Origin of the sequence: Bradyrhizobium sp. McL0615, assembly GCF_049993905.1 — a bacterium.
In the GTDB taxonomy this organism is placed as follows: Bacteria; Pseudomonadota; Alphaproteobacteria; order Rhizobiales; family Xanthobacteraceae; genus Bradyrhizobium.
Map to the genome: position 1 here is coordinate 7,449,876 of NZ_CP188254.1, position 19,316 is coordinate 7,469,191.

General features: G+C 63.0%; 21 protein-coding genes and 1 riboswitch. Of the genes, 13 read left to right on the forward strand and 8 right to left on the reverse strand.

Annotated elements, in window-relative coordinates; translation table 11 throughout:
• The first annotated feature begins 12 nt into the window (after positions 1 to 12).
• Positions 13 to 1,581, forward strand: a complete 1,569-nt coding sequence (locus ACPPVP_RS35780; RefSeq protein WP_426528257.1) for a DUF4403 family protein — start codon at positions 13 to 15, stop codon at positions 1,579 to 1,581.
• A 145-nt stretch (positions 1,582 to 1,726) separates the two neighbouring features.
• On the opposite strand, the gene ACPPVP_RS35785 is transcribed toward ACPPVP_RS35780, so the two are convergent.
• From ACPPVP_RS35785 to ACPPVP_RS35800, 4 genes are all read right to left on the reverse strand, one after another.
• Entirely contained in the window at positions 1,727 to 1,942 is a 216-nt protein-coding gene (locus tag ACPPVP_RS35785) for a dodecin family protein (protein WP_426528258.1), read from the reverse strand.
• A 211-nt stretch (positions 1,943 to 2,153) separates the two neighbouring features.
• The gene (locus ACPPVP_RS35790; protein WP_426528259.1) at positions 2,154 to 2,690 is read right to left on the reverse strand and encodes a PRC-barrel domain-containing protein; all 537 of its coding nucleotides are present in this window, start codon (positions 2,688 to 2,690) and stop codon (positions 2,154 to 2,156) included.
• 120 nt (positions 2,691 to 2,810) lie between these two features.
• On the reverse strand, positions 2,811 to 3,188 hold the full coding sequence (locus ACPPVP_RS35795; RefSeq protein ID WP_426528260.1) for a PRC-barrel domain-containing protein: 378 nt from the start codon (positions 3,186 to 3,188) through the stop codon (positions 2,811 to 2,813).
• A gap of 135 nt (positions 3,189 to 3,323) precedes the next feature.
• Positions 3,324 to 3,893 (reverse strand): hypothetical protein, encoded by a 570-nt coding sequence (locus tag ACPPVP_RS35800; RefSeq protein ID WP_426528261.1) that lies wholly within the window; start codon positions 3,891 to 3,893, stop codon positions 3,324 to 3,326.
• 216 nt (positions 3,894 to 4,109) lie between these two features.
• Here ACPPVP_RS35800 and ACPPVP_RS35805 point away from each other — a divergent pair, with 216 nt between their 5' ends.
• Positions 4,110 to 4,859, forward strand: coding sequence for a response regulator (locus ACPPVP_RS35805; RefSeq protein ID WP_426528262.1), 750 nt, complete (start codon positions 4,110 to 4,112; stop codon positions 4,857 to 4,859).
• Positions 4,860 to 4,861: 2 nt separating this feature from the next.
• Complete coding sequence (locus ACPPVP_RS35810) at positions 4,862 to 6,190, forward strand: ATP-binding protein (protein ID WP_426528263.1); 1,329 nt, start codon at positions 4,862 to 4,864, stop codon at positions 6,188 to 6,190.
• Between the two features lie 9 nt (positions 6,191 to 6,199).
• Here the strand turns inward: ACPPVP_RS35810 and ACPPVP_RS35815 are convergent, their stop codons facing one another.
• The gene (locus ACPPVP_RS35815; protein WP_057854958.1) at positions 6,200 to 6,394 is read right to left on the reverse strand and encodes a hypothetical protein; all 195 of its coding nucleotides are present in this window, start codon (positions 6,392 to 6,394) and stop codon (positions 6,200 to 6,202) included.
• Positions 6,395 to 6,744: 350 nt separating this feature from the next.
• On the opposite strand from ACPPVP_RS35815, the gene ACPPVP_RS35820 reads away from it, so the two are divergent.
• The 8 genes from ACPPVP_RS35820 (at position 6,745) to ACPPVP_RS35855 (ending at position 13,624) form a co-directional block, all read left to right on the forward strand.
• Positions 6,745 to 7,269, forward strand: a complete 525-nt coding sequence (locus ACPPVP_RS35820) for a transglycosylase SLT domain-containing protein (RefSeq protein WP_426528264.1) — start codon at positions 6,745 to 6,747, stop codon at positions 7,267 to 7,269.
• Positions 7,270 to 7,383: 114 nt separating this feature from the next.
• Positions 7,384 to 7,513: riboswitch (TPP riboswitch) on the forward strand.
• Positions 7,501 to 8,511, forward strand: a complete 1,011-nt coding sequence (locus ACPPVP_RS35825) for an FAD-dependent oxidoreductase (RefSeq protein WP_426528265.1) — start codon at positions 7,501 to 7,503, stop codon at positions 8,509 to 8,511. (Overlaps the previous riboswitch by 13 nt.)
• The gene (thiS, locus tag ACPPVP_RS35830; protein WP_426528266.1) at positions 8,502 to 8,699 is read left to right on the forward strand and encodes a sulfur carrier protein ThiS; all 198 of its coding nucleotides are present in this window, start codon (positions 8,502 to 8,504) and stop codon (positions 8,697 to 8,699) included. The genes ACPPVP_RS35825 and thiS overlap by 10 nt, the downstream gene beginning before the upstream one ends.
• A gap of 321 nt (positions 8,700 to 9,020) precedes the next feature.
• Positions 9,021 to 9,803 (forward strand): thiazole synthase, encoded by a 783-nt coding sequence (locus tag ACPPVP_RS35835; RefSeq protein ID WP_426538227.1) that lies wholly within the window; start codon positions 9,021 to 9,023, stop codon positions 9,801 to 9,803.
• Positions 9,790 to 10,398, forward strand: coding sequence for a thiamine phosphate synthase (locus ACPPVP_RS35840; RefSeq protein ID WP_426528267.1), 609 nt, complete (start codon positions 9,790 to 9,792; stop codon positions 10,396 to 10,398). Before ACPPVP_RS35835 ends, ACPPVP_RS35840 begins: the two co-directional genes overlap by 14 nt.
• Positions 10,399 to 10,592: 194 nt before the next feature.
• Positions 10,593 to 12,491, forward strand: coding sequence for a phosphomethylpyrimidine synthase ThiC (gene thiC, locus ACPPVP_RS35845; RefSeq protein ID WP_426528268.1), 1,899 nt, complete (start codon positions 10,593 to 10,595; stop codon positions 12,489 to 12,491).
• Between the two features lie 25 nt (positions 12,492 to 12,516).
• Positions 12,517 to 12,912, forward strand: coding sequence for a hypothetical protein (locus tag ACPPVP_RS35850; RefSeq protein WP_426528269.1), 396 nt, complete (start codon positions 12,517 to 12,519; stop codon positions 12,910 to 12,912).
• 418 nt (positions 12,913 to 13,330) lie between these two features.
• Positions 13,331 to 13,624, forward strand: coding sequence for a helix-turn-helix domain-containing protein (locus ACPPVP_RS35855; protein ID WP_426528270.1), 294 nt, complete (start codon positions 13,331 to 13,333; stop codon positions 13,622 to 13,624).
• A gap of 1,033 nt (positions 13,625 to 14,657) precedes the next feature.
• On the opposite strand, the gene ACPPVP_RS35860 is transcribed toward ACPPVP_RS35855, so the two are convergent.
• Positions 14,658 to 14,900: a hypothetical protein gene (locus ACPPVP_RS35860; protein ID WP_426528271.1), complete on the reverse strand. Its 243-nt coding sequence runs from the start codon at positions 14,898 to 14,900 to the stop codon at positions 14,658 to 14,660.
• On the opposite strand from ACPPVP_RS35860, the gene ACPPVP_RS35865 reads away from it, so the two are divergent.
• A complete protein-coding gene (locus ACPPVP_RS35865; RefSeq protein ID WP_426528272.1) occupies positions 14,899 to 15,444 on the forward strand; it encodes an SPFH domain-containing protein in 546 nt (181 codons plus the stop codon). The two genes, ACPPVP_RS35860 and ACPPVP_RS35865, sit on opposite strands and share 2 nt — an antisense overlap.
• Before the next feature lie 277 nt (positions 15,445 to 15,721).
• Positions 15,722 to 16,822, forward strand: coding sequence for an alkene reductase (locus tag ACPPVP_RS35870; protein ID WP_426528273.1), 1,101 nt, complete (start codon positions 15,722 to 15,724; stop codon positions 16,820 to 16,822).
• Positions 16,823 to 17,113: 291 nt separating this feature from the next.
• On the opposite strand, the gene ACPPVP_RS35875 is transcribed toward ACPPVP_RS35870, so the two are convergent.
• Positions 17,114 to 18,910, reverse strand: coding sequence for an ABC transporter substrate-binding protein (locus ACPPVP_RS35875; protein WP_426528274.1), 1,797 nt, complete (start codon positions 18,908 to 18,910; stop codon positions 17,114 to 17,116).
• A 74-nt stretch (positions 18,911 to 18,984) separates the two neighbouring features.
• Complete coding sequence (locus ACPPVP_RS35880; protein WP_426528275.1) at positions 18,985 to 19,311, reverse strand: DUF2160 domain-containing protein; 327 nt, start codon at positions 19,309 to 19,311, stop codon at positions 18,985 to 18,987.
• Positions 19,312 to 19,316 lie beyond the last annotated feature (5 nt).

Genomic DNA, 19,316 nt, shown 5'->3' on the forward strand with positions numbered 1-19,316 from the left:
TCCGGGGGGACGATGCGTCTGCCGATGCATCTGAAGACGATTTCGATTGCACTCGCGGTCGTCATTGTCTCGTTTGTAGCCAGCCTGAAGGTGATGGACTTCGTCGCGCCGCGCGCCACGAACAAGCCGCCCGCGCTCGCCGAATTGCCGCCGCTGCCGCCGGCGCCGCGCGCATCCACCGTGATGGCGCCGATTGCGGTTGCGCTGTCGGCGATCCGCGACGCCGCCGATCGCGGCGCGCCGCGCAACTTCGCCGGCAAGGCCGACAATCCGATCTCGCAGATCCTGCAGAATGCCGATATCGGCTGGACCGCCTCGCGCGGGCCGATCACCGCGACCGGCGCGCAGGACGTGCTGTCGCTGGCGACGCCGCTGACGGGAACGCTCAATGTCACGGGCTCGCTGTCGGCAAAGGCGACGGGTGCGGTCGGCGACGCGCTCGGCGGCCTGCTGGGCGGCAACGTCGCGAAGCAGATCGGCAGCGTGAACATCAAGAACCTCAACGCCAGCGCCGAGATCAAGGGCAACGTCCTCATATCGGCGCGGCCGAGGATCGCCCCGAACTGGCGCATCGAGCCGAATTTGACGGCACAGGTCAATCTCAACGACTCGAGCCTCAGCGTGGCGGGCGCGCGCGTCAACGTGCCTGCGCAGGTGAAGCCATTGATCGACAAGAACGTCGCCGAGCAGATCGCGCTGGTGCAGGCGCGCATGCGCAACGATCCGGCCTTCGAGCAGAACGCGCGGGTACAGTGGGCCAAGGCCTGCCGCTCGATCCCGCTGCAGGGCACGACGGCCGGTTCGACGATGCCGGCGCTGTGGCTGGAATTGCGCCCCATCCGGGCGATTGCCGCGCAACCGCGCATCGACGCGTCGAACCTCACGCTGACGCTCGGCATCGAGGCGGAGACCCGTATCACTCCGGCCGAGACCAAGCCGTCCTGCCCGTTCCCCGCCACCATCGCCATCGTGCCGCCGACACCGGGACGGGTCGCGATTGGCGTTCCCATCGATATGCCCTTCACCGAGATCAACAAGATCGTTGAAGCGCAGTTCGCCGGAAAGACTTTTCCGGAAGATGGTTCCGGCTCGGTCGACGTCACCGTCAAGCGCGCCAGCGTCGCGGCGTCGGGCAACCGCTTGCTGATTTCGCTATTGGTGAGCGCCAAGGAAAAAAAGAGTTTTCTGGGCCTCGTCGGCGAAGCCAATGTGCATATCTGGGGAAGGCCGGTGCTCGATCAGGCCGAGCAGACGCTGCGACTGACCGATATCGAGCTCGCCGTCGAGTCGGAGGCCGCCTTCGGGCTATTGGGCGCCGCGGCGCGCGCGGCGATCCCGCATCTGCAGAAGACGCTGGCGGAAAAAGCGACCATCGACCTCAAACCGTTCGCCGCCAACGCCCAGCGAAAGATTGCGGCCGCGATCGCCGATTTCCAGAAGAACGAGGAAGGCCTGCGGGTCTCCGCCGAGATCAGCAAGCTGCGGCTCGCCGACATCGCCTTCGATTCCAAAACGCTGCGCGTCATCGCGGAAGCCGAAGGCGCGATCAACGTCTATGTGAGCGCGCTGCCGGCATTGTAGCGCCGAGCAGCGCAACTCTCTCCGTCATTGCTGCGTAGTCCGTAGGGTGGGTAAAGCGAAAGCGTGCCCACCATTCGCATTGCGATCCGTTGGTGGAATAATGGGCTGCGCTTTGCCCACCCTACGCTTACTACGCATGCCTCGCTTACGATCCCTCGAACTTGAACGAGACGCTGAGCTTGGCGCGGTAGGCTTCGACCTTGCCGCTGGCATCCAGTTGGAGATCCAGCTTCACGACCTCGGCGACGCGCAGATCGCGCAGCGACGCGCCGGCGCGGTTGACCGCGGCGGCAGCGGCCTTCTCCCAGGATTCCGTGCTGGTGCCGATCAGCTCGATGACCTTGTAGACGCTATCAGGCATGTCGTCCTCCCGTTGATGCAAGGGTCAATGCAAGGCAGGACGCAGGGTGCTCCTGCCGCAACACAACCTAACATCGGGACGCGCATCGTGAATAGGATGCGCTGCACCATTACGAGCGGTTACGCGCCGGCGTGCGCCCATAAAGCAAACGGCCGGGCGGCAATTACGCCGTCCGGCCGTTTGTAAAGATCGTTGCTGTGCGACCGATGGCTTACTCGGTCGAGTACTTGAACTCCGGCATCGCCTTGAGCTGATCCTTTGTCGCGCTCAGCATGGCGTGGTCCGGATACCACGGATTCTTCTTGACCACGGCAGGCGCCGTCGTCGCGGCACCGGTCGTCGTCGTGCTCGAAGGCCTTGCGCCGCCGGGGGCGGGTGCGCTTGAAGCGCCGGTATAGGCTATCGGATCATCGACGAACTTCACCTTGTCGAAGGCGACCGAAACCAGATGCTCGCCGACACCGAGGAAGCCACCGACGCCGATCACCACGGCTTTGATGTTGCCGCTCTTGTCGGTCAGGAGATCGTTGATCGATCCGAGGCTTTCGTTGCTATCATTGTACACATTCAGGCCGACCAGCTTCGAGGACCGCCAGTTGCCCTTGAACGACGAGGTATCGGCCGCAGCCACAGGCGCAGCGCTTGTCGCCTGATCGGTGTTGGCAGACGAAGTCGGACTCTGCGCGAACGCGACACTGGCCAGCAGCGCGGAACCCGCGAGGCCGGCGATGGCATATTTGGCTAACATGATGGGTTCTCCTCAGTTCGGAAACGCTCTGGGAAAACCCGTCACTTCAACAAGCGTTCCACGAATTTCATCGGGAACACCGGGAACGAAGACGCGCGACGATGAAACGCAGATGCGCCATCAGAAGCCGCCCCAGTAAGGCGGCATGCCGTAATAGCGATGCAGCTCGGCTTCCTTTGCGCGATCGCCCCAGTCGAAATCCTTGTCGGCACGAAACGACGGCGCGCGCTTCAGCTCTTCATCATCGATGTCGAGTTCGTAGGCTTCGAACTTCGTGTTGTAGCGAAGCCGTCCCCACGGCAACGGAATCAGATTGGCCCCGATGCCGAGAAACCCGCCGAAACTCAGGATTGCATAGGATACTTTACCGGTGACCTTGTCGATCATCACCCGTTCGATGTGGCCGATCATGTCCCCGTTCGGCCGGCGCACCGCGGTCCCCTCGACGCGGTCGCTCGCGATCAGCTGATGCGGCTTGGTCATGACGTCGCTTGCCATTGTACCCTCCACACGTGAATGGGAACCAACGCTGCACTGCGTCGCCAGTTCCGCCGCCGCGAAACAAGACAACCATCCTTTCCTATCCGGAAAGGATGGTTGCAAGGCGCAGCTTTGGGGAAGCGGTTTGAAAAATCAGCTCTGGTAGTCGATCAACAGCGCCGAGAACGAGTTGCTGCTGCTCGAAGTCGTGCCGGCCGCGCCATAGGACGTCGATGACGAAGCCGACAATGACTCCTGCAATGATTGCAGGAACTGCTTCAGGATGTCGTCGATCGATGTCGAGGACGAGGAGGATGTGTCGTCGCTGGAGGACGCGTCGCCTGAAGGCGGCGGGCCTCCCGGAGGCGGACCGCCGGCTCCGTGCGGGCCGCCGGCGCCGCCGGGTCCTTTGGCGAACGCCGCCTTGAAGACGCCCTGCAGTTCGGTGGCCTGATCGCTGGTCAGCTTGCCACTGGAAACTTCGCCGGAGATAAGGTCGTCGATCTTCGATTTCAGGTCGGCGTGCGACGGCCGCGTGCCGCTGGCCTGGTCGCTGGCGCGGCTGGCTTGCATCGCCGAATCGATATCGGTCAGGGCAGCCGACAAGGCGTCCTTGTCCGATGAACTGATGGCACCGCTGTTTACTTCGGACTGCAACTCATCCTGCAACTTCTGGAGGGGCGACTGGTAGGTCTGGGCCGAGGCCGCCGAGATCGAGGTCATGATAGCTCCAAGGGATCATCAAGGGATCGTCAGGGGATGGTCAGGTGATTCGTCGAGGTACGCGTGGAACATGCATCGACCGTAGGGCTCCGGGTCTTAACGAGATATTTTCGCCCGCCCCCTCGCCTGTTGCCCGGTGTTGCCCCGAGTTATCCAGAAACATCCGGAAACAAAAATCCTTCGCACGCACGCCCGAATCACCGACAAAAGGTCGGTATGGCCCAGGCAATACCCAACATCCTTGTCGTTGAGGACGATCGCGAGACGCGGTCGCTGATCGCAAAATACCTGCGCAACAACGCCTGCAACGTGGCGACCGCGGCCGACGGCCGCGAGATGGCCCGCGCCATGACCGACCGCAGGGTCGATCTCTTGATTCTCGACGTCATGCTGCCCGGCGAGGACGGCCTCAGCCTGTGCCGCAAGGTGCGCGCGCAATCGCAGACCCCGATCATCATGCTGACCGCGCGTGGCGAGGACGTCGATCGCATCCTCGGCCTGGAGATGGGCGCCGACGACTATCTGGCCAAGCCGTTCAACCCGCGCGAATTGCTGGCCCGGATCAACGCGGTGCTGCGCCGGCAGGCCATAGCCTTCACCGCCAGTGCCACCGAGGGCGCGACCGCGCTTGCATTTGCAGGTTGGCGGATCGATTTCCGGCTACGCGAGTTGCGCAATCCCGAGGGCGCGCACGTCGCCATGACCAGCGCCGAGTTCGACCTGCTGCGAACATTCTGCGAGCGGCCCGGCCGGGTGCTGTCGCGCGACAGCCTGCTCGACCTCACGCAGGGCCGCAATGCCGGCTCGTTCGAACGCTCGATCGACGTGCTGGTCAGCCGCATCCGTCGCAAGATCGAAGCCGATCCGCAAGCCGCCACCATGATCAAGACAGTGCGCTCCGGCGGCTACATGTTCACGCCGCGCGTTGAACCCAGCGTCGAGGCGATGACCGCCGCCGGCCACTGATCATGATGGGCCTTTTGAATCTGCGCGGCATCAGCGGCCAGATTGCAGCCCTCGTCGTCGTCTCGATCGCTGCCCTCCATCTGATCATCACTGCGAGCTTTTTTCTGCACCGGCCCGACCAGCCGGATCCGTCGTTCGATCGCGGCGGCCACGGCCAGCTTGCCGCGTCCGTGCAGTTGCTCGGCGCCGCGCCCGCCTTCGAACGGTCGCGGCTGTCCGCCGACATCGCGCGCGCCTTTCCACAGCTCGGCATCGAAATCCTTCCCTCCGGGTCGATGCCTGCGGCGGACGCAGCCAGCGGGTTCAACTCGCACGGCCTGCAGCGGCGTCTCGGCCATGACTATCGCATCTTCCCGCTTGCGGGCGGCGAGCCCCGCAAGCTCGGCATCGGCTTGCCGGACGGCATGTTGATTTCGGCCAACGTCCTGCCGGACCGGCCGCGGCCGCCATTTCTCGGCGGGCCCTGGATGATGACGCTGCTGTTTGCCGTCATCAGCGTCACGTTGCTGGGCCTGTGGGCGGCCCGCGCATTGACCGCGCCCTTGTCGTCCTTCGCCAAGGCCGCCGAGAGCTTCAGCCTCAACGGCGGCGCGGCGCCGCTGCCCGAACGCGGGCCGGAGGAAATCCGCTCGGTCGCACGCGCGCTCAATCGCATGCGCCAGCGCATCACCGGCCTGATCGACGACCGCACCAAAATGCTCGCCGCGATCAGCCACGATCTGCGCACGCCGATCACAAGAATGCGTCTGCGCTCCGAATTCATCGAGGACGAGACCCACCGCAGCCGCATGCTCGACGACCTCGACCAGATGCGCTCAATGCTGGAATCGGTGCTGTCGTTCCTGCGCAACGGCCGCAGGTTGGAGGCCATGACGCTGACCGATGTCGCCAGCACGCTGCAGCTGATCACCGACCAGTTCGCCGACATGGGACGCAAGGTCGGCTATGACGGCCCCGCGCACGCTATGGCCACGGTGCGGCCGGACGATCTGCACCGCGCCGTCACCAATCTGGTGGAGAACGCCGTGCGGTTCGGCGCCGAGGCGGTGATCCGGCTGCGCGTCTTGGCGGATCACCTCACCATCGACGTCGAAGACGACGGCCCCGGCATTTCCGATGCGCTGAAGCAGAACATGCTGGAGCCGTTCGTGCGCGGCGACGAGGCCCGCAACATGGACGAAGCGGCAGGCTTCGGCCTCGGTCTTTCGATCACCAACGCCATTGCAACCGCGCATGGCGGCACACTGTCGCTGCACGACCGGCAGCCACATGGACTGGTGGTTCGGATACGATTGCCGGTTCGCCAGAACAGCGACCGCGCTGCGGCCTAGATAGTTGCGTCAGGCTGCCAGCGCGTCGGGATCCGCTTCCTCATAGATCGCGATCGCCTCGAAGCGATAATCGCAGGCGCGACAGAACCAGAGGAAGGACGTGCGGCCCGGACTGCTCTCGACCCAATCGGGTCTCGGGATCGGCTTGCCACACTGCGCACAGGGATTGCCGCGAGGCAGATAGCTGGAATCGAGTCGAGCCATGGCGCATCTCCCTTTTGACGTCTTGCCGACGACGTTTTGCTTGATCGACGATTATTATGTCGTTGAATGAGACAGGATTGCTGTCAAAACTAAACATTCTGGCGGCAACGCTTGTACACTTTCATCGATTCATTTGCACGACAATCATGCGCGTCGGCATGACGCAGTTCGCGTAGCAGACGCGATGCATCGCACTAACAATTTGCGCGGCGCGCCCACCGTTGGTCCGTTAACGAATGCGCTGCCTGCAAGATCTCGCCGCGATGTCGTCGGTTTTTCGCCACATCTGCGCCCGGTAATGGAACTACCCAAACCAACAGTCGTTAACATCCGTCCGCAGAGATTTTTTTATGAAAAGTTTTCCGACGTTTGCGTTCGCCGCCGCCGCAGCGCTCTTGGTTTCGCCCGATGCGATGGCGCAGAGCCGCGCGCAGTATGACAGCATGGTCGCAAGCCATGCGCGCGCCAACAACGTGCCGGAAGCGCTGGTGCACCGCGTGATCGTGCGTGAGAGCAAATATCATGCTGGCCTCGTCGGGCGCGGCGGCACCATCGGGCTGATGCAGATCAAGCTGCCGACCGCGCGCGGCCTCGGCTACACCGGTGACGCCGCGGGCCTGCGCGATCCCGACACCAATCTCGCCTGGGGCGTCAAATATCTCGCCGGCGCCTATCGCGCCGCCAACGGCGATCACAGCCGCGCCGTGCGTTATTATGCGAGCGGCTATTACTACGCGGCAAAACGCCAGCGGTTCGAACAGCCCAAAGTGGCCGCGCCGATGCTCGCGAGTGATGCGCCGCCAAAAATCGTCGCCAAGCCGGTCGAAACGGCGAAAGTCCCCGCCGAGGCGAACGCAATGCAGACCTCCAAATAGCGGGGGTTTTGCAAATAGCGGCGTTTTGGGCCCCGGTTCAGCCTGTCCGAGGCGCGACAGCGGTGCAGTTCCCGCAAAGCCGCGTTGACACGTCAGCCCAACTGCCTACATTAGCCCTGTTCCGAGGGGTGCTCCGATGAGGAGCTGAGATACCGCAAGCTTGGGCAGTTCAGCCCAGGACCGCGGTGACCCTTTGAACCTGATCCGGGTCATGCCGGCGAAGGGACAGGGATGTACCAGAAGTCAGATCCGCGGGGGGATTCCCCCGTTTCCATCATCGGCGCGGGCATTGCCGGCGCATGGCAGGCGTTGCTGTTCGCGCAGGCCGGCCATGCCGTCACTCTGTATGAGCGCAGTGACGCCGATATGACGCTTTCCACCAGCCACTGGGCCGGCGGCATGCTGGCGCCCTGGTGCGAGGCCGAAACCTCGGAGCCCGCGATCGGCCGGCTCGGCATCCGCTCGCTCGACCTGTGGCGCGAGCATTTTCCCAACACCCCGTTCAACGGTTCGCTGGTCGTGGCGCATGCGCGCGACCGCGCCGATTTCGAACGCTTTGCGAAACTGACATCAGGCCATGTCAGGCTCGACGGGCACGGGCTAAGCGAACTCGAACCGTCGCTGGACGGCCGTTTCCGCGACGGCCTGTTCTATGCCGGTGAAGGTCATGTCGAGCCGCGAAAAGTGCTGCCCGAACTGCATGCCCGGATCGAAGCCGCCGGCGGCACCATCAAGTTCGACTGCGACACCAGCGCGGAAGATCTCGACGGCATCGTGATCGACTGCCGCGGTCTGTCCGCCCGCGACGAGCAGCCCGAATTGCGCGGCGTCAAGGGCGAGATGATCATCGTCGAGACATCCGAGGTCGAGCTGTCGCGCCCGGTGCGGCTGATCCATCCGCGCTGGCCGCTCTACGTGATCCCGCGCGGCGACAACAAATTCATGCTGGGCGCAACCTCGATCGAGGCCGAGGACACCGGCGTCAGCGTGCGCTCGGCGCTGGAACTGCTCGGCGCCGCCTATGCCGTGCACCCGGCCTTTGCCGAAGCGCGCATCGTCGAATTCGGCTCGGGCCTTCGTCCCGCCTACCCGGATAACCTACCGCGCATCACGGTCGACAAGAAGATCGCGGTGAACGGCCTTTACCGCCACGGCTTTCTGCTGGCGCCTGCGCTGGCCGAGCTGACGCTTGGCTATGTCCAGCGCGGCGCGATCGACAATGAGGTGATGCGATGCGTGTGACCGTCAATGGGGAGCAGCGGGAGATCGCCTCGTCCCGCGTCGACGCCCTGCTCAGCGAGCTCGAATATGAAGGCACGCATTTCGCGATCGCGCTGAATTACGATGTGCTGCCGAAAAACCGCTGGGCGGAGACTGTGCTGAAGAGCGGCGACGAGATCGAGATCATCACGCCGCGGCAGGGAGGGTGAAGTGATGGTGAATCGCGCCGCGGTCTCCCTTAACCTCTCCCCGCTTGCGGGGAGAGGTCGGATCGCGCTTGCGATCCGGGTGAGGGGGTACAGGTCCATCGATAGATCACACTCGCGGAGAGAGCCCCTCACCCCGACCCTCTCCCCGCAAGCGCGGGGCGAGGGAGCCAAACCGTCATCGCCCGGCTTGACCGGGCGACCCAGTACTCCGCGGCCTATCGGTTTGATCGCTGGCTTCCCGGCGTACTGGATCCCCGCCTTCGCGGGGATGACGAGTGGCGTTGTCGAGACGACAGGATCATTTGAGGAGACACCGTGAGCATGCTCAACTTCTACGGCAAAACCTTCTCCTCCCGCCTGCTGATCGGCACGGCCTTGTACCCCTCGCCCGCGATCATGCAGGACGCGATCCGCGCATCGGGAGCCAATATCGTCACCGTGTCGCTGCGGCGCGAAGCCGCCGGCGGCAAGACCGGCGATGCGTTCTGGTCGCTGATCCGCGAGCTCGGCGTCACGGTGCTGCCGAACACCGCCGGCTGCCGCAGCGTGCGCGAGGCGGTGACGACGGCAAAACTGGCGCGCGAATTGTTCGGAACGCCCTGGATCAAGCTGGAGGTGATCGCCGACAACGACACGCTGCAGCCCGACGTGGTCGGCCTGGTCGAAGCCGCCGCCATCCTGATCAAGGACGGCTTTGAAGTGTTCCCCTATTGCACCGAAGACCTTTCGGTCGCGATGCGGCTGGTCGATGCCGGCTGCAAGGTGGCGATGCCGTGGGCCGCGCCGATCGGAAGTGCAAAAGGCATCACCAACCGCGATGCCTTGAGGCTGATGCGCGAGCGCCTGCCCGACATCACGCTGGTGGTCGACGCCGGCCTCGGCGCGCCCTCACATGCCGCCCACGCCCTCGAACTCGGCTACGACGCCGTGCTGCTCAACACCGCCGTGGCCAAAGCCGCCGACCCGGTCGCGATGGCCAACGCATTCCGCCTCGGCGTGGAAGCCGGCCGCACCGCTTATGAAGCCGGGCTGATGGAAGCCCGCGACTTCGCCTCGCCCTCAACCCCTGTGATCGGGACCCCGTTCTGGCATGCCGTATCCTGATAAATTCTATCCCGTCGTTCACAACGTCGCCTGGGTGACGCGGCTGGCGCTGCTCGGCGCCGGCACCATCCAGCTGCGCGCCAAGGACCTCAATGATTCAGAGGCGCTGCAGATCGTGAGCGACGCGCTGGAGGCCATCAAGGGCACCGACGCCAAACTCGTGGTCAATGATTACTGGCGCGCGGCGATCGTCGCCGGCGCAACGCACCTGCATCTCGGCCAGGAAGACCTTGCCGACGCCGACCTCAGCGAAATCCGCAAAGCAGGATTGACGCTCGGCATCTCCACCCATGACGACGCGGAACTGGCGACCGCGCTTGCCGCGAAGCCGGACTACATCGCGCTCGGCCCGATCTTCCCCACCACGCTGAAATCGATGCGCTTCGCGCCGCAGGGCATTGCAAAAATTACCGAGTGGAAGAAGCGCGTAGGCAGCATCCCGCTGGTCGCGATCGGCGGCATCAAGTTCGAACAGTCGGCCGAAATTTTTGCCGCCGGCGCGGATTCCATCGCCGTCGTCGGCGATGTCACGCAGAACGCCGATCCGGATGCGCGGGTGCGGCAGTGGCTCGGCCAGAGCGCGGAGGCCGCGTGATGCGCACTGTTCGAAGCACCGTGCCAGTCATTCCGCCGTCATCGCCCGGCTTGACCGGGCGATCCAGTACGCCGCGGCCTCTCCGCCCCTCAGCGCGGTCTCTGGGATACTGGATCCCCGCTTTCGCGGGGATGACAGCGGTAGCCGTTTCTCGCTCAGCGATGCCAACGAATTAGAACAAGGAGGATAACATAATGAACATCCGCTCCAATCCCGACACCACGCTTCCCGCCGTCACCACCGGCCCCCTGCCCTCGTCGCGAAAGATCTTCGCTACCCCCGACGCCGCGCCCGACCTGCGCGTGCCGCTCCGCGAAATCATCCTGAGCGAAGGCGCCGGCGAGCCGAACCTGCCGGTCTACGACACCTCCGGCCCCTACACCGACCCGACGGTGACCATCGACGTCAACGCCGGCCTGTCGCGCAACCGTCTCGCCTGGGTGAAGGAACGCGGCGGCGTCGAGGAGTATCAGGGCCGCGACATCAAGCCGGAAGATAACGGCAATGTCGGCGCCTCGCACGCCGCAAAGGCGTTCACCGCGCATCACAACCCGCTGCGCGGCCTCGACGGCCACAAGATCACCCAGCTCGAATTCGCCCGTGCCGGCATCATCACGAAAGAGATGATCTACGTCGCCGAGCGCGAAAACCTCGGCCGCAAAAAGCAGCTCGAACGTGCCGAAGCCGCCCTCGCCGACGGCGAAAGCTTTGGCGCGGAAGTCCCCGCCTTCGTCACGCCGGAATTCGTGCGCTCCGAGATCGCGCGCGGCCGCGCCATCATCCCCTGCAACATCAACCACGCCGAGCTCGAGCCGATGATCATCGGCCGCAACTTCCTGACCAAGATCAACGCCAATATCGGCAACTCCGCCGTCACCTCGTCGGTCGAAGAAGAAGTCGACAAGATGGTGTGGGCGATCCGCTGGGGCGCTGACACCGTGATGGACCTCTCCACCGGCCGCAACATCCACACCACGCGGGAATGGATCTTGCGCAACGCGCCGATCCCGATCGGCACCGTTCCGATTTATCAAGCGCTGGAAAAGTGCGAAGGCGATCCGGTCAAACTGACCTGGGAGCTCTACAAGGACACGCTGATCGAACAGTGCGAACAGGGCGTCGATTATTTCACCATTCACGCCGGCGTGCGCCTGCCCTACATCCACCTCACCGCCAACCGCGTCACCGGCATCGTGTCGCGCGGCGGCTCGATCATGGCGAAGTGGTGCCTGGCGCATCACAAGGAGAGCTTCCTCTATACCCATTTCGACGAGATCTGCGACCTCATGCGCAAGTATGACGTCTCGTTCTCGCTCGGCGACGGCCTGCGCCCCGGCTCGATCGCCGATGCCAATGACCGCGCGCAATTCGCCGAACTGGAGACGCTCGGCGAGCTCACCAAGATTGCGTGGGAAAAAGGCTGCCAGGTGATGATCGAAGGCCCCGGCCACGTGCCGATGCACAAGATCAAGATCAACATGGACAAGCAGCTCAAGGAATGTGGCGAAGCCCCGTTCTACACGTTAGGCCCGCTGACCACCGATATCGCGCCGGGCTACGACCACATCACCTCGGGCATCGGCGCGGCCATGATCGGCTGGTTCGGCTGCGCCATGCTTTGCTATGTGACACCGAAGGAACATCTCGGCCTGCCTGATCGTAACGACGTCAAGGTCGGCGTCATCACCTACAAGATCGCCGCCCACGCCTCCGACCTCGCCAAGGGCCACCCCGCCGCGCAACTGCGCGACGACGCGCTCTCCCGTGCGAGGTTCGACTTCCGCTGGACCGACCAGTTCAACCTCGGCCTCGATCCGGACACCGCAAAGAGCTTCCACGACGAGACCCTGCCGAAGGAAGCCCACAAGGTCGCGCATTTCTGCTCGATGTGCGGCCCAAAATTCTGCTCGATGAAGATCACGCAGGACGTGCGGGATTACGCGGCGACGTTGAATGATCCGGCGAGTGTCGGGATGTCGGTGAGCGGGACCATCGAGGATGGGATGGCGGCGATGAGCCAGAAGTTCAAGGAGATGGGGTCGAGCGTGTATCTGGATGCGGAGAAGGTGAAGGAGAGTAATCGGGTGTTGTGAGGGCTGCGCACTCACCTGAATCGCAATGACCGACAATCTGACCGGTGTCTGGGACGGCACCTATGTTCAGTCGCAAATTGGAATGGTCACGTTTCTGGCGACGCTTATCGATTCCGGTGGCGCGCTCGGCGGAAACGTGACCGAACCCTGCATCTTGCCCGGCTGCCTGGTGGGCGGCACCCACAACGCCTCGATTGCGGGCCATCGATCCGGCAGCGCGGTCTCGTTCATCAAACGTTACGAGCCATCTGGCTGCGGCTATGACACGGTCTTTTATGAAGGCGTGGTAAATGCTGACGCGACAGAAATCGATGGGCGCTGGAGGTTGCCAGGGCTGTCTGGAACATTTCTGATGGTTCGCTCGACCAAGCCTGCACAATCGATCGCAACCGAAGAACGGACGAAAGAGCCGGCGCGTTAGCAAGTAGCCCGGATGAGCGCCGCGACATCCGGGACTACGTCAAGAAAATCTCCCCGCATATCGCTCCGCTCATGCGGGCTACGAATGGTTGAAGTGGTGACGGTCGAGTTTTCGACAACCAGCGTGCAGGACGGACGAGCGAAGCGACATCGCCATCTTTCGCAACGAGAGCATGGCGGACTGGGCGCGAGCGACGATGGGTTTCGCTGGGCTCTACCCATCCTACGCTGCTGACAGGTCTATCTGCCCGCCGCTGAACATATACTTCAGGGTGTGACAAAGCGACGTCAAAACCTTTCCGTGCCATTTAACCTTTCATTAACCGATTCGCGCCCACCCTCCGTCTACGGCTTGGGGGCCGTTGATTCCTGATGTTTCTGCTCCGCGTTTCGGAGCAAGCGTCGATCGGGAGGTGTTGATGCCCCAGGAGTATCTTGGCGGGTGCGGTGACGTGTATCTTGGCCTGGACTGTGTTCCCGTGCCCGAGATTCCGCTGTCGGAGTCTCAGACCCTTTCACCCCACCAGATCGTGCCGATGCTGATCGGCTCCACAATCGAGGCGATCGAGCGCGAGCTCGTGCTGCAGACGCTGGCGCGCTGCCACGGCAATCGCACCCACGCAGCACGCGTGCTCGGACTTTCGGTGCGCACGATGCGGAACAAGATCCGGCAGTATGCGACTGACGGCGTCGACGTTTCCACGCACAGCTAGGTCGAGCACGTTTCGCCGTCATCGGGGGTGCGTTCGTGCAAGCTCCATCGGCTTTGCTTGCTGTAGCGAGGCTGCAGTCCGCGTAAAGCGTAGGGTGGGCAAAGCGAAGCGTGCCCACCATCACGAGCACAGTGTGAATTGGTGGGCACGCTTACGCTTTGCCCACCCTACGGACCTGCGCTGCGGACTGATTTGCTTGCCGCGCAAGCGCAAATCCTGTGCATCCGTGCGACAAATCAACACGACGGGCAAATCAGTAAAACCTGTCCAGTCCTTCGCGCAAAAATATTCCGCTTAACACGATGGCCAAATCAGCCACATATCTCCGCCCGTCTCACCCGATGAGAGGGGCGCTCGCGAACGTCACGAACGCGCGGTGGGATGCGGTGGACGCGAGAGCTGCGACTGACGTGTGTGGCTCGAGCGTACGGTGAAGTCGTGTGGTCCTGATGTCGCGGTGCTGGCATTAAGTCCGAGAGAAGCGAAGCTTCTCGGAGGCGACGGTGGCAAAAGAGCCGTTCGCCGGGGAGAGCACGAAGTAAGCCGTAAAGCCACTGCGCAGGGAAGGCCGGGATGCTCCGCCTGTACCTGTATGCTCGTGTGCGCGTTTCTCATGCGCAGATTGCACACGAGACCGTGGGTGCAGCGTGCACCCGGTCTTCCCTGCGCCCTCCGATTTCGAGGAGAGGCAAATGATGATGCAAACCTCGGGCGAAAGAAGTCGCGAGAACGCGAAACCATATCCCCGTCATTGCGAGCGCAGCGACGCAATCCACCTCTCCGCTTGCCGAGCTATGGATTGCGTCGCTGCGCTCGCAATGACGGGAGTAAGCCGCAGCGCACTGGATCTACCGCACGGGCCGGGAACTGAACGGCATACATCGCCCACCCCTCACAACCCTTCGTTGCAATAACGATTCCAGATACGATGCGTCCCTTGCAAAAGCGTGGCAAAGTCGCGAACAATCCGGTGTCCGAAAAATGAGTCTATTCAAAATGCAAATGACCGGGCAACTGTCCGATTATTTTTTTGTTACCCGCTCCGATCGAAACGGTGATGACTTAATTTCGACGTATCAAGCCAGGAAAAAAGCAAGGGGAAGAACCGGCATCGCAGCGTCGCCAACGAGATAAAAAAGCCAACGAGATAAAAACAAGGCAGGAGAAGGCAAAGCGTGGGTGAACTTCTGGGATCGATGGCTTTTTTCCTGATCGTCATCGCCGTGATCGCTGGCACCTGGGCCTGGATTTCCACGCTGTTCAGGAAAGGCGTCATGGCGCTGGTCGGCTTCGACCGGATCTGCGTCCAGCAGTTTGAGACCATGTTGCTCTACCGGAACGGACGCTTCGAAAGGGCCCTGCCCCCCGGGCGGCACCGCATCCGGGCCGGCAGCCGGCAGATCGCGCGGATCGACCGCCGTCCCGAAATCTTCAGGCTCAACCAGGGCACCGTTTCGACGGACCGCTTTTCCCTCAACCTTACCTATGTCGTGCGGACCCAGATCGTCGACCCCAGGGCCACCTTCGAAAGCACGCAGAATTACCGGGACGAGATCTGCATGCGCCTGCAATCGGTCGTGAAAGCGATGTGCAGCCGCAAAACGCGGCTGGAAATCCAGACCGATCACCAGACCTTCAGCAACAATGTCCAGAAGGCAGCCAACCAGGTGTTCCGCTCGATCGGCTGCGAATGCCTGACCTTCGAGCTGATGCAGGTGGATGTCGCCGGGCCCGCCATCGAACTGGACGCCAAGAGGGCGAGTGTCGCGGCGCAGGCGCCCGTGAGCGTGGGTGGAAAAAGCGCGCTCGCTGCAATGTGATCGCGCCACGCCGGCCGGCCGATCGGTCAGCCGCGCCGCCCTCCGGCCTGCCGCCCGGAATGCCCCGGCCGCCGGACCGTCGCGCGAGAGGCGGCTCATGCTGCGCCGCTGCCGATTCCGAACAGATCATCCTACACTGGTCCAGCACCGGCACGCCGCGCTGGGTCGCGAAACGCGTGCGCAGCTCGTCTGCGCGCGCCGAATGGCTTTCGCCATTGCGAAAACGGCCGCAATGCCCAACATGTTCCCTATCATCATTGACCCGGAACACCCTGACATGAGCCAGACCAGACTGTTCGAGCCCTTTAAGCTTGGCCCGATCACGCTTCCGAACCGCCTCGTGATGGCGCCGCTGACCCGTAACCGCGCGGTACCTCCGGGCATGGTGCCGAGCCCGCTGGCGGTCGACTATTACGGCCAGCGCGCTTCCGCAGGGCTGCTGATCACCGAGGCGAGCCAGGTTTCGCAGCAGGGCCAGGGCTATCAGGATACGCCCGGCATCTACTCGAAGGATCAGGTCGCGGGCTGGCGCAAGGTCACCGACCGCGTGCATGAAAAAGGCGGGCGCATCTTCATCCAGATCTGGCATGTCGGCCGCGTCTCGCACGATACGTTGCAGCCCGGCGGCGGCAGGCCGGTGGCGCCATCCGCGATCCGCGCCAAGGGCAAGACGTTCGTCAATGGCACCTTCACCGATATCTCCGAGCCGCGCGCGCTGGAGCTGTCGGAAATTCCTGACATCATCGAGGATTTCAAACGCGGCACCGAGAATGCGCTGGCCGCCGGTTTCGACGGCATCGAGATTCACGGCGCCAACGGCTATCTGCTGGATCAGTTCGCCAAGGACGGCACCAACAAGCGCACCGACGCCTATGGCGGGTCGATCGAGAACCGCGCCAGGCTGATGCTGGAAATATCCAAGGTGGTGGCCGCCATTGCCGGCCCCGAGCGTACCGGCATCCGCATCTCTCCGGTGACGCCGGCCAACGACGTCTCCGATAGCAACCCGCAGCCGCTGTTCGATCACATCGTCGATGAGCTCAACGCGCTGAAGCTGACCTACATCCACGTCATCGAGGGTGCGACCGGCGGCCCGCGCGACATCGCGCCGTTCGACTATGCATCCCTGCGCAAGCGCTTTGGCGGAGCCTACGTCGCCAACAACGGCTATGACTTCGATCTGGCGAATAAGGTGCTCGATGCCAACGCGGCCGACCTGATCGCGTTCGGAAAGCCGTTCATTTCCAACCCCGACCTGGTGGAACGCCTGAAGAAGGGCGCGCCGCTGAATGCGCCGGACAAGGCGACGTTCTACGGCGGCGACGCCAAGGGCTACACCGATTACCCGACGCTTGAGGCCGCGCAGGCGGCAGAGTAAGGGCGCAACGTCCCCTCCCGTCATTGCCTGCGACAAACGCAAAGCGTTTGCGCAAGGGAGCGACAGCGACGAAGCAATCCATGCCTCAGCAAGCGTCGAGATGGATTGCTTCGCTCCGCTCGCAATGACGAACGAAAAAAAAGGCCGGGATCGCTCCCGGCCTTTCGTTTTTCTCGGGTTGTCATGCCCCGCGAGAGCGGGGCATCCAGTCACCGCAGCCATCGGCAAGCGAGCCGAAAGGCCGTGGCGAACCGGATCGTCCGGACCAGCCGGACGATGACGCCCGGGGGATTACTTCGCCTCGGCGCGCTTGGGAGGCGTTGCCGGCCACGACTTCACCAGCGTGTCGTAGTCGACGGTTTCGCCCTTCGGCTTTTCGTTCGACAGCTTGCGCTGGGGAGCGATGTTGCCGTCCTTGGCGGACTTGGCGAACCAGAACTCGGCCGTCTCCTTCTTGTTCAGCTTCGGCCCGCAGGCGCCCTGCACGCCGGACTTCTCAAGACGTTCGAGCACCGAGTCCTGCGCTGCTGCCAGCGCATCCATCGCCGCCTGCGGCGTCTTCGCACCGGACGACGCATCGCCGATGTTCTGCCACCACAACTGCGCGAGCTTCGGATAGTCAGGCACGTTATTGCCGGTCGGGGTCCACTGCACGCGCGCGGGCGAGCGGTAGAACTCGATCAGGCCGCCGAGCTTCGGCGCACGCTCGGTGAACGACTTGTCCCAGATGTCGGATTCACGCACGAAGGTGAGACCGACATGGCTCTTTTTCAGTGACACCGTCTTGGAGTTGATGAACTGCAGATAGAGCCAGGCCGCCTTGCGGCGATCGGGCGGGGTCGACTTCAGCAGCGTTGCGGAACCGGCGTCCTGGTAGCCGAGCTTCATGCCCTCCTTCCAGTACGAGCCATGCGGCGACGGCGCCATGCGCCACTTCGGCGTACCATCGGCATTCATCACCGGGATGCCCGGCTTCACCATGTCGGCGGTGAAGGCCGTGTACCAGAAGATCTGCTGCGCGATCGCACCCTGTGCCGGCACCGGCCCCGATTCGGAGAAGGTCATGCCCTGCGCCTGCGGCGGGGCATACTTCTTCATCCACTCGAGGTATTTGACGATCGAATAGACCGCCGCCGGACCGTTGGTGTCGCCGCCCCGCTCGACGCTTGAGCCCACCGGACGGCAGCCTTCCATGCGGATGCCCCATTCGTCGACCGGCAGTCCGTTCGGGATGCCCTTGTCGCCGTTGCCGGCCATCGACAGCCAGGCGTCGGTGAAACGCCAGCCGAGCGAGGGATCCTTCTTGCCGTAGTCCATGTGACCATAGACCTTGACGCCGTTGATCTCCTTGATGTCGTTGGTGAAGAACTCGGCGATGTCTTCATAGGCCGACCAGTTCACGGGAACGCCGAGATCGTAGCCATACTTGGCCTTGAACTTGGCCTTGTACTCCGGATTGGAGAACCAGTCGTAGCGGAACCAATAGAGGTTCGCGAACTGCTGGTCGGGAAGCTGATAGAGCTTCTTGTCCGGACCGGTGGTGAAGGATTTCCCGATGAAGTCGTCGACGTCGAGTTGCGGATTGGTGACGGCCTTGCCTTCGCCGGTCATGTAGTCCGACAGAATCACGGTCTGATTGTACCGGAAGTGCGTGCCAATCAGATCGCTATCGTTGATCCAGCCGTCATAGACGTTCTTGCCGGACTGCATCTGGGTCTGCAGCTTCTCAACGACGTCACCTTCCTGGATGATGTCGTGCTTGACCTTGATGCCGGTGATCTCGGTGAAGGCTTTCGCCAGCGTCCGCGATTCATACTCATGCGTCGGGATGGTTTCCGAAACGACGCTGATTTCCATTCCCTTGAAGGGCGCGGCGGCCTTTTCAAACCACTGCAGTTCCTTCAACTGATCGGCCTTCGACAGCGTCGAAGGCTGGAATTCGCTGTCGATCCACCGTTGATTGACGGCATCGTCCGCACGCGCAGGTGCGGCCATCGTAATGGAAGCCGCGATCAGCGCAGCTGCGCTGGTCATCGTCAGAAAGCTCTCCTTGGTCAAGGAACTATTCCTTCCTCTAAAACGTCGCATGTTGATTCCTCCGGTTGCAGCGACAAACACAAACTCAGGCCCGGGTTGATCCCGGATCTGCTCTTTTTCGCTTCCTAGACGGTGCGGAAAACCGCAACGGCCGAAACAAGCGAAATCAGGGTTGCGAGCCACAGGCTCGATATTTCAACGCCCTCTCCGATCGGGAGCGTCAGAAGCGGGTCGATGCCGACAAAGGCGATCCACAGCAGATGGATGACAGCGGCGAGCACCAGCGAAATGAACAGGCGGTCACCGCGCGTGGTCGGAATGCGCAGCACGCCGACGCGTTCGGCTTCCGGATAGGCGACCGCAAGCCAGGTCATGACGCCGAGCGTCAGCGACAGCATCACGAAGAAGATCGCGGTCGGCAGCGTCCACGCCATCCATGCGATATGTTCCATCGGCG

Bases quoted from the DNA above. Each gene is read 5' to 3' on its own strand.
- ACPPVP_RS35780 (WP_426528257.1), top strand. From the start codon at position 13: ATGCGTCTGCCGATGCATCTGAAGACGATTTCGATTGCACTCGCGGTC.
- ACPPVP_RS35785 (WP_426528258.1), bottom strand. From the start codon at position 1,942: ATGCCTGATAGCGTCTACAAGGTCATCGAGCTGATCGGCACCAGCACG.
- ACPPVP_RS35790 (WP_426528259.1), bottom strand. From the start codon at position 2,690: ATGTTAGCCAAATATGCCATCGCCGGCCTCGCGGGTTCCGCGCTGCTG.
- ACPPVP_RS35795 (WP_426528260.1), bottom strand. From the start codon at position 3,188: ATGGCAAGCGACGTCATGACCAAGCCGCATCAGCTGATCGCGAGCGAC.
- ACPPVP_RS35800 (WP_426528261.1), bottom strand. From the start codon at position 3,893: ATGACCTCGATCTCGGCGGCCTCGGCCCAGACCTACCAGTCGCCCCTC.
- ACPPVP_RS35805 (WP_426528262.1), top strand. From the start codon at position 4,110: ATGGCCCAGGCAATACCCAACATCCTTGTCGTTGAGGACGATCGCGAG.
- ACPPVP_RS35810 (WP_426528263.1), top strand. From the start codon at position 4,862: ATGATGGGCCTTTTGAATCTGCGCGGCATCAGCGGCCAGATTGCAGCC.
- ACPPVP_RS35815 (WP_057854958.1), bottom strand. From the start codon at position 6,394: ATGGCTCGACTCGATTCCAGCTATCTGCCTCGCGGCAATCCCTGTGCG.
- ACPPVP_RS35820 (WP_426528264.1), top strand. From the start codon at position 6,745: ATGAAAAGTTTTCCGACGTTTGCGTTCGCCGCCGCCGCAGCGCTCTTG.
- ACPPVP_RS35825 (WP_426528265.1), top strand. From the start codon at position 7,501: ATGTACCAGAAGTCAGATCCGCGGGGGGATTCCCCCGTTTCCATCATC.
- thiS (WP_426528266.1), top strand. From the start codon at position 8,502: ATGCGTGTGACCGTCAATGGGGAGCAGCGGGAGATCGCCTCGTCCCGC.
- ACPPVP_RS35835 (WP_426538227.1), top strand. From the start codon at position 9,021: ATGCTCAACTTCTACGGCAAAACCTTCTCCTCCCGCCTGCTGATCGGC.
- ACPPVP_RS35840 (WP_426528267.1), top strand. From the start codon at position 9,790: ATGCCGTATCCTGATAAATTCTATCCCGTCGTTCACAACGTCGCCTGG.
- thiC (WP_426528268.1), top strand. From the start codon at position 10,593: ATGAACATCCGCTCCAATCCCGACACCACGCTTCCCGCCGTCACCACC.
- ACPPVP_RS35850 (WP_426528269.1), top strand. From the start codon at position 12,517: ATGACCGACAATCTGACCGGTGTCTGGGACGGCACCTATGTTCAGTCG.
- ACPPVP_RS35855 (WP_426528270.1), top strand. From the start codon at position 13,331: ATGCCCCAGGAGTATCTTGGCGGGTGCGGTGACGTGTATCTTGGCCTG.
- ACPPVP_RS35865 (WP_426528272.1), top strand. From the start codon at position 14,899: ATGGCGCTGGTCGGCTTCGACCGGATCTGCGTCCAGCAGTTTGAGACC.
- ACPPVP_RS35860 (WP_426528271.1), bottom strand. From the start codon at position 14,900: ATGACGCCTTTCCTGAACAGCGTGGAAATCCAGGCCCAGGTGCCAGCG.
- ACPPVP_RS35870 (WP_426528273.1), top strand. From the start codon at position 15,722: ATGAGCCAGACCAGACTGTTCGAGCCCTTTAAGCTTGGCCCGATCACG.
- ACPPVP_RS35875 (WP_426528274.1), bottom strand. From the start codon at position 18,910: ATGCGACGTTTTAGAGGAAGGAATAGTTCCTTGACCAAGGAGAGCTTT.
- ACPPVP_RS35880 (WP_426528275.1), bottom strand. From the start codon at position 19,311: ATGGAACATATCGCATGGATGGCGTGGACGCTGCCGACCGCGATCTTC.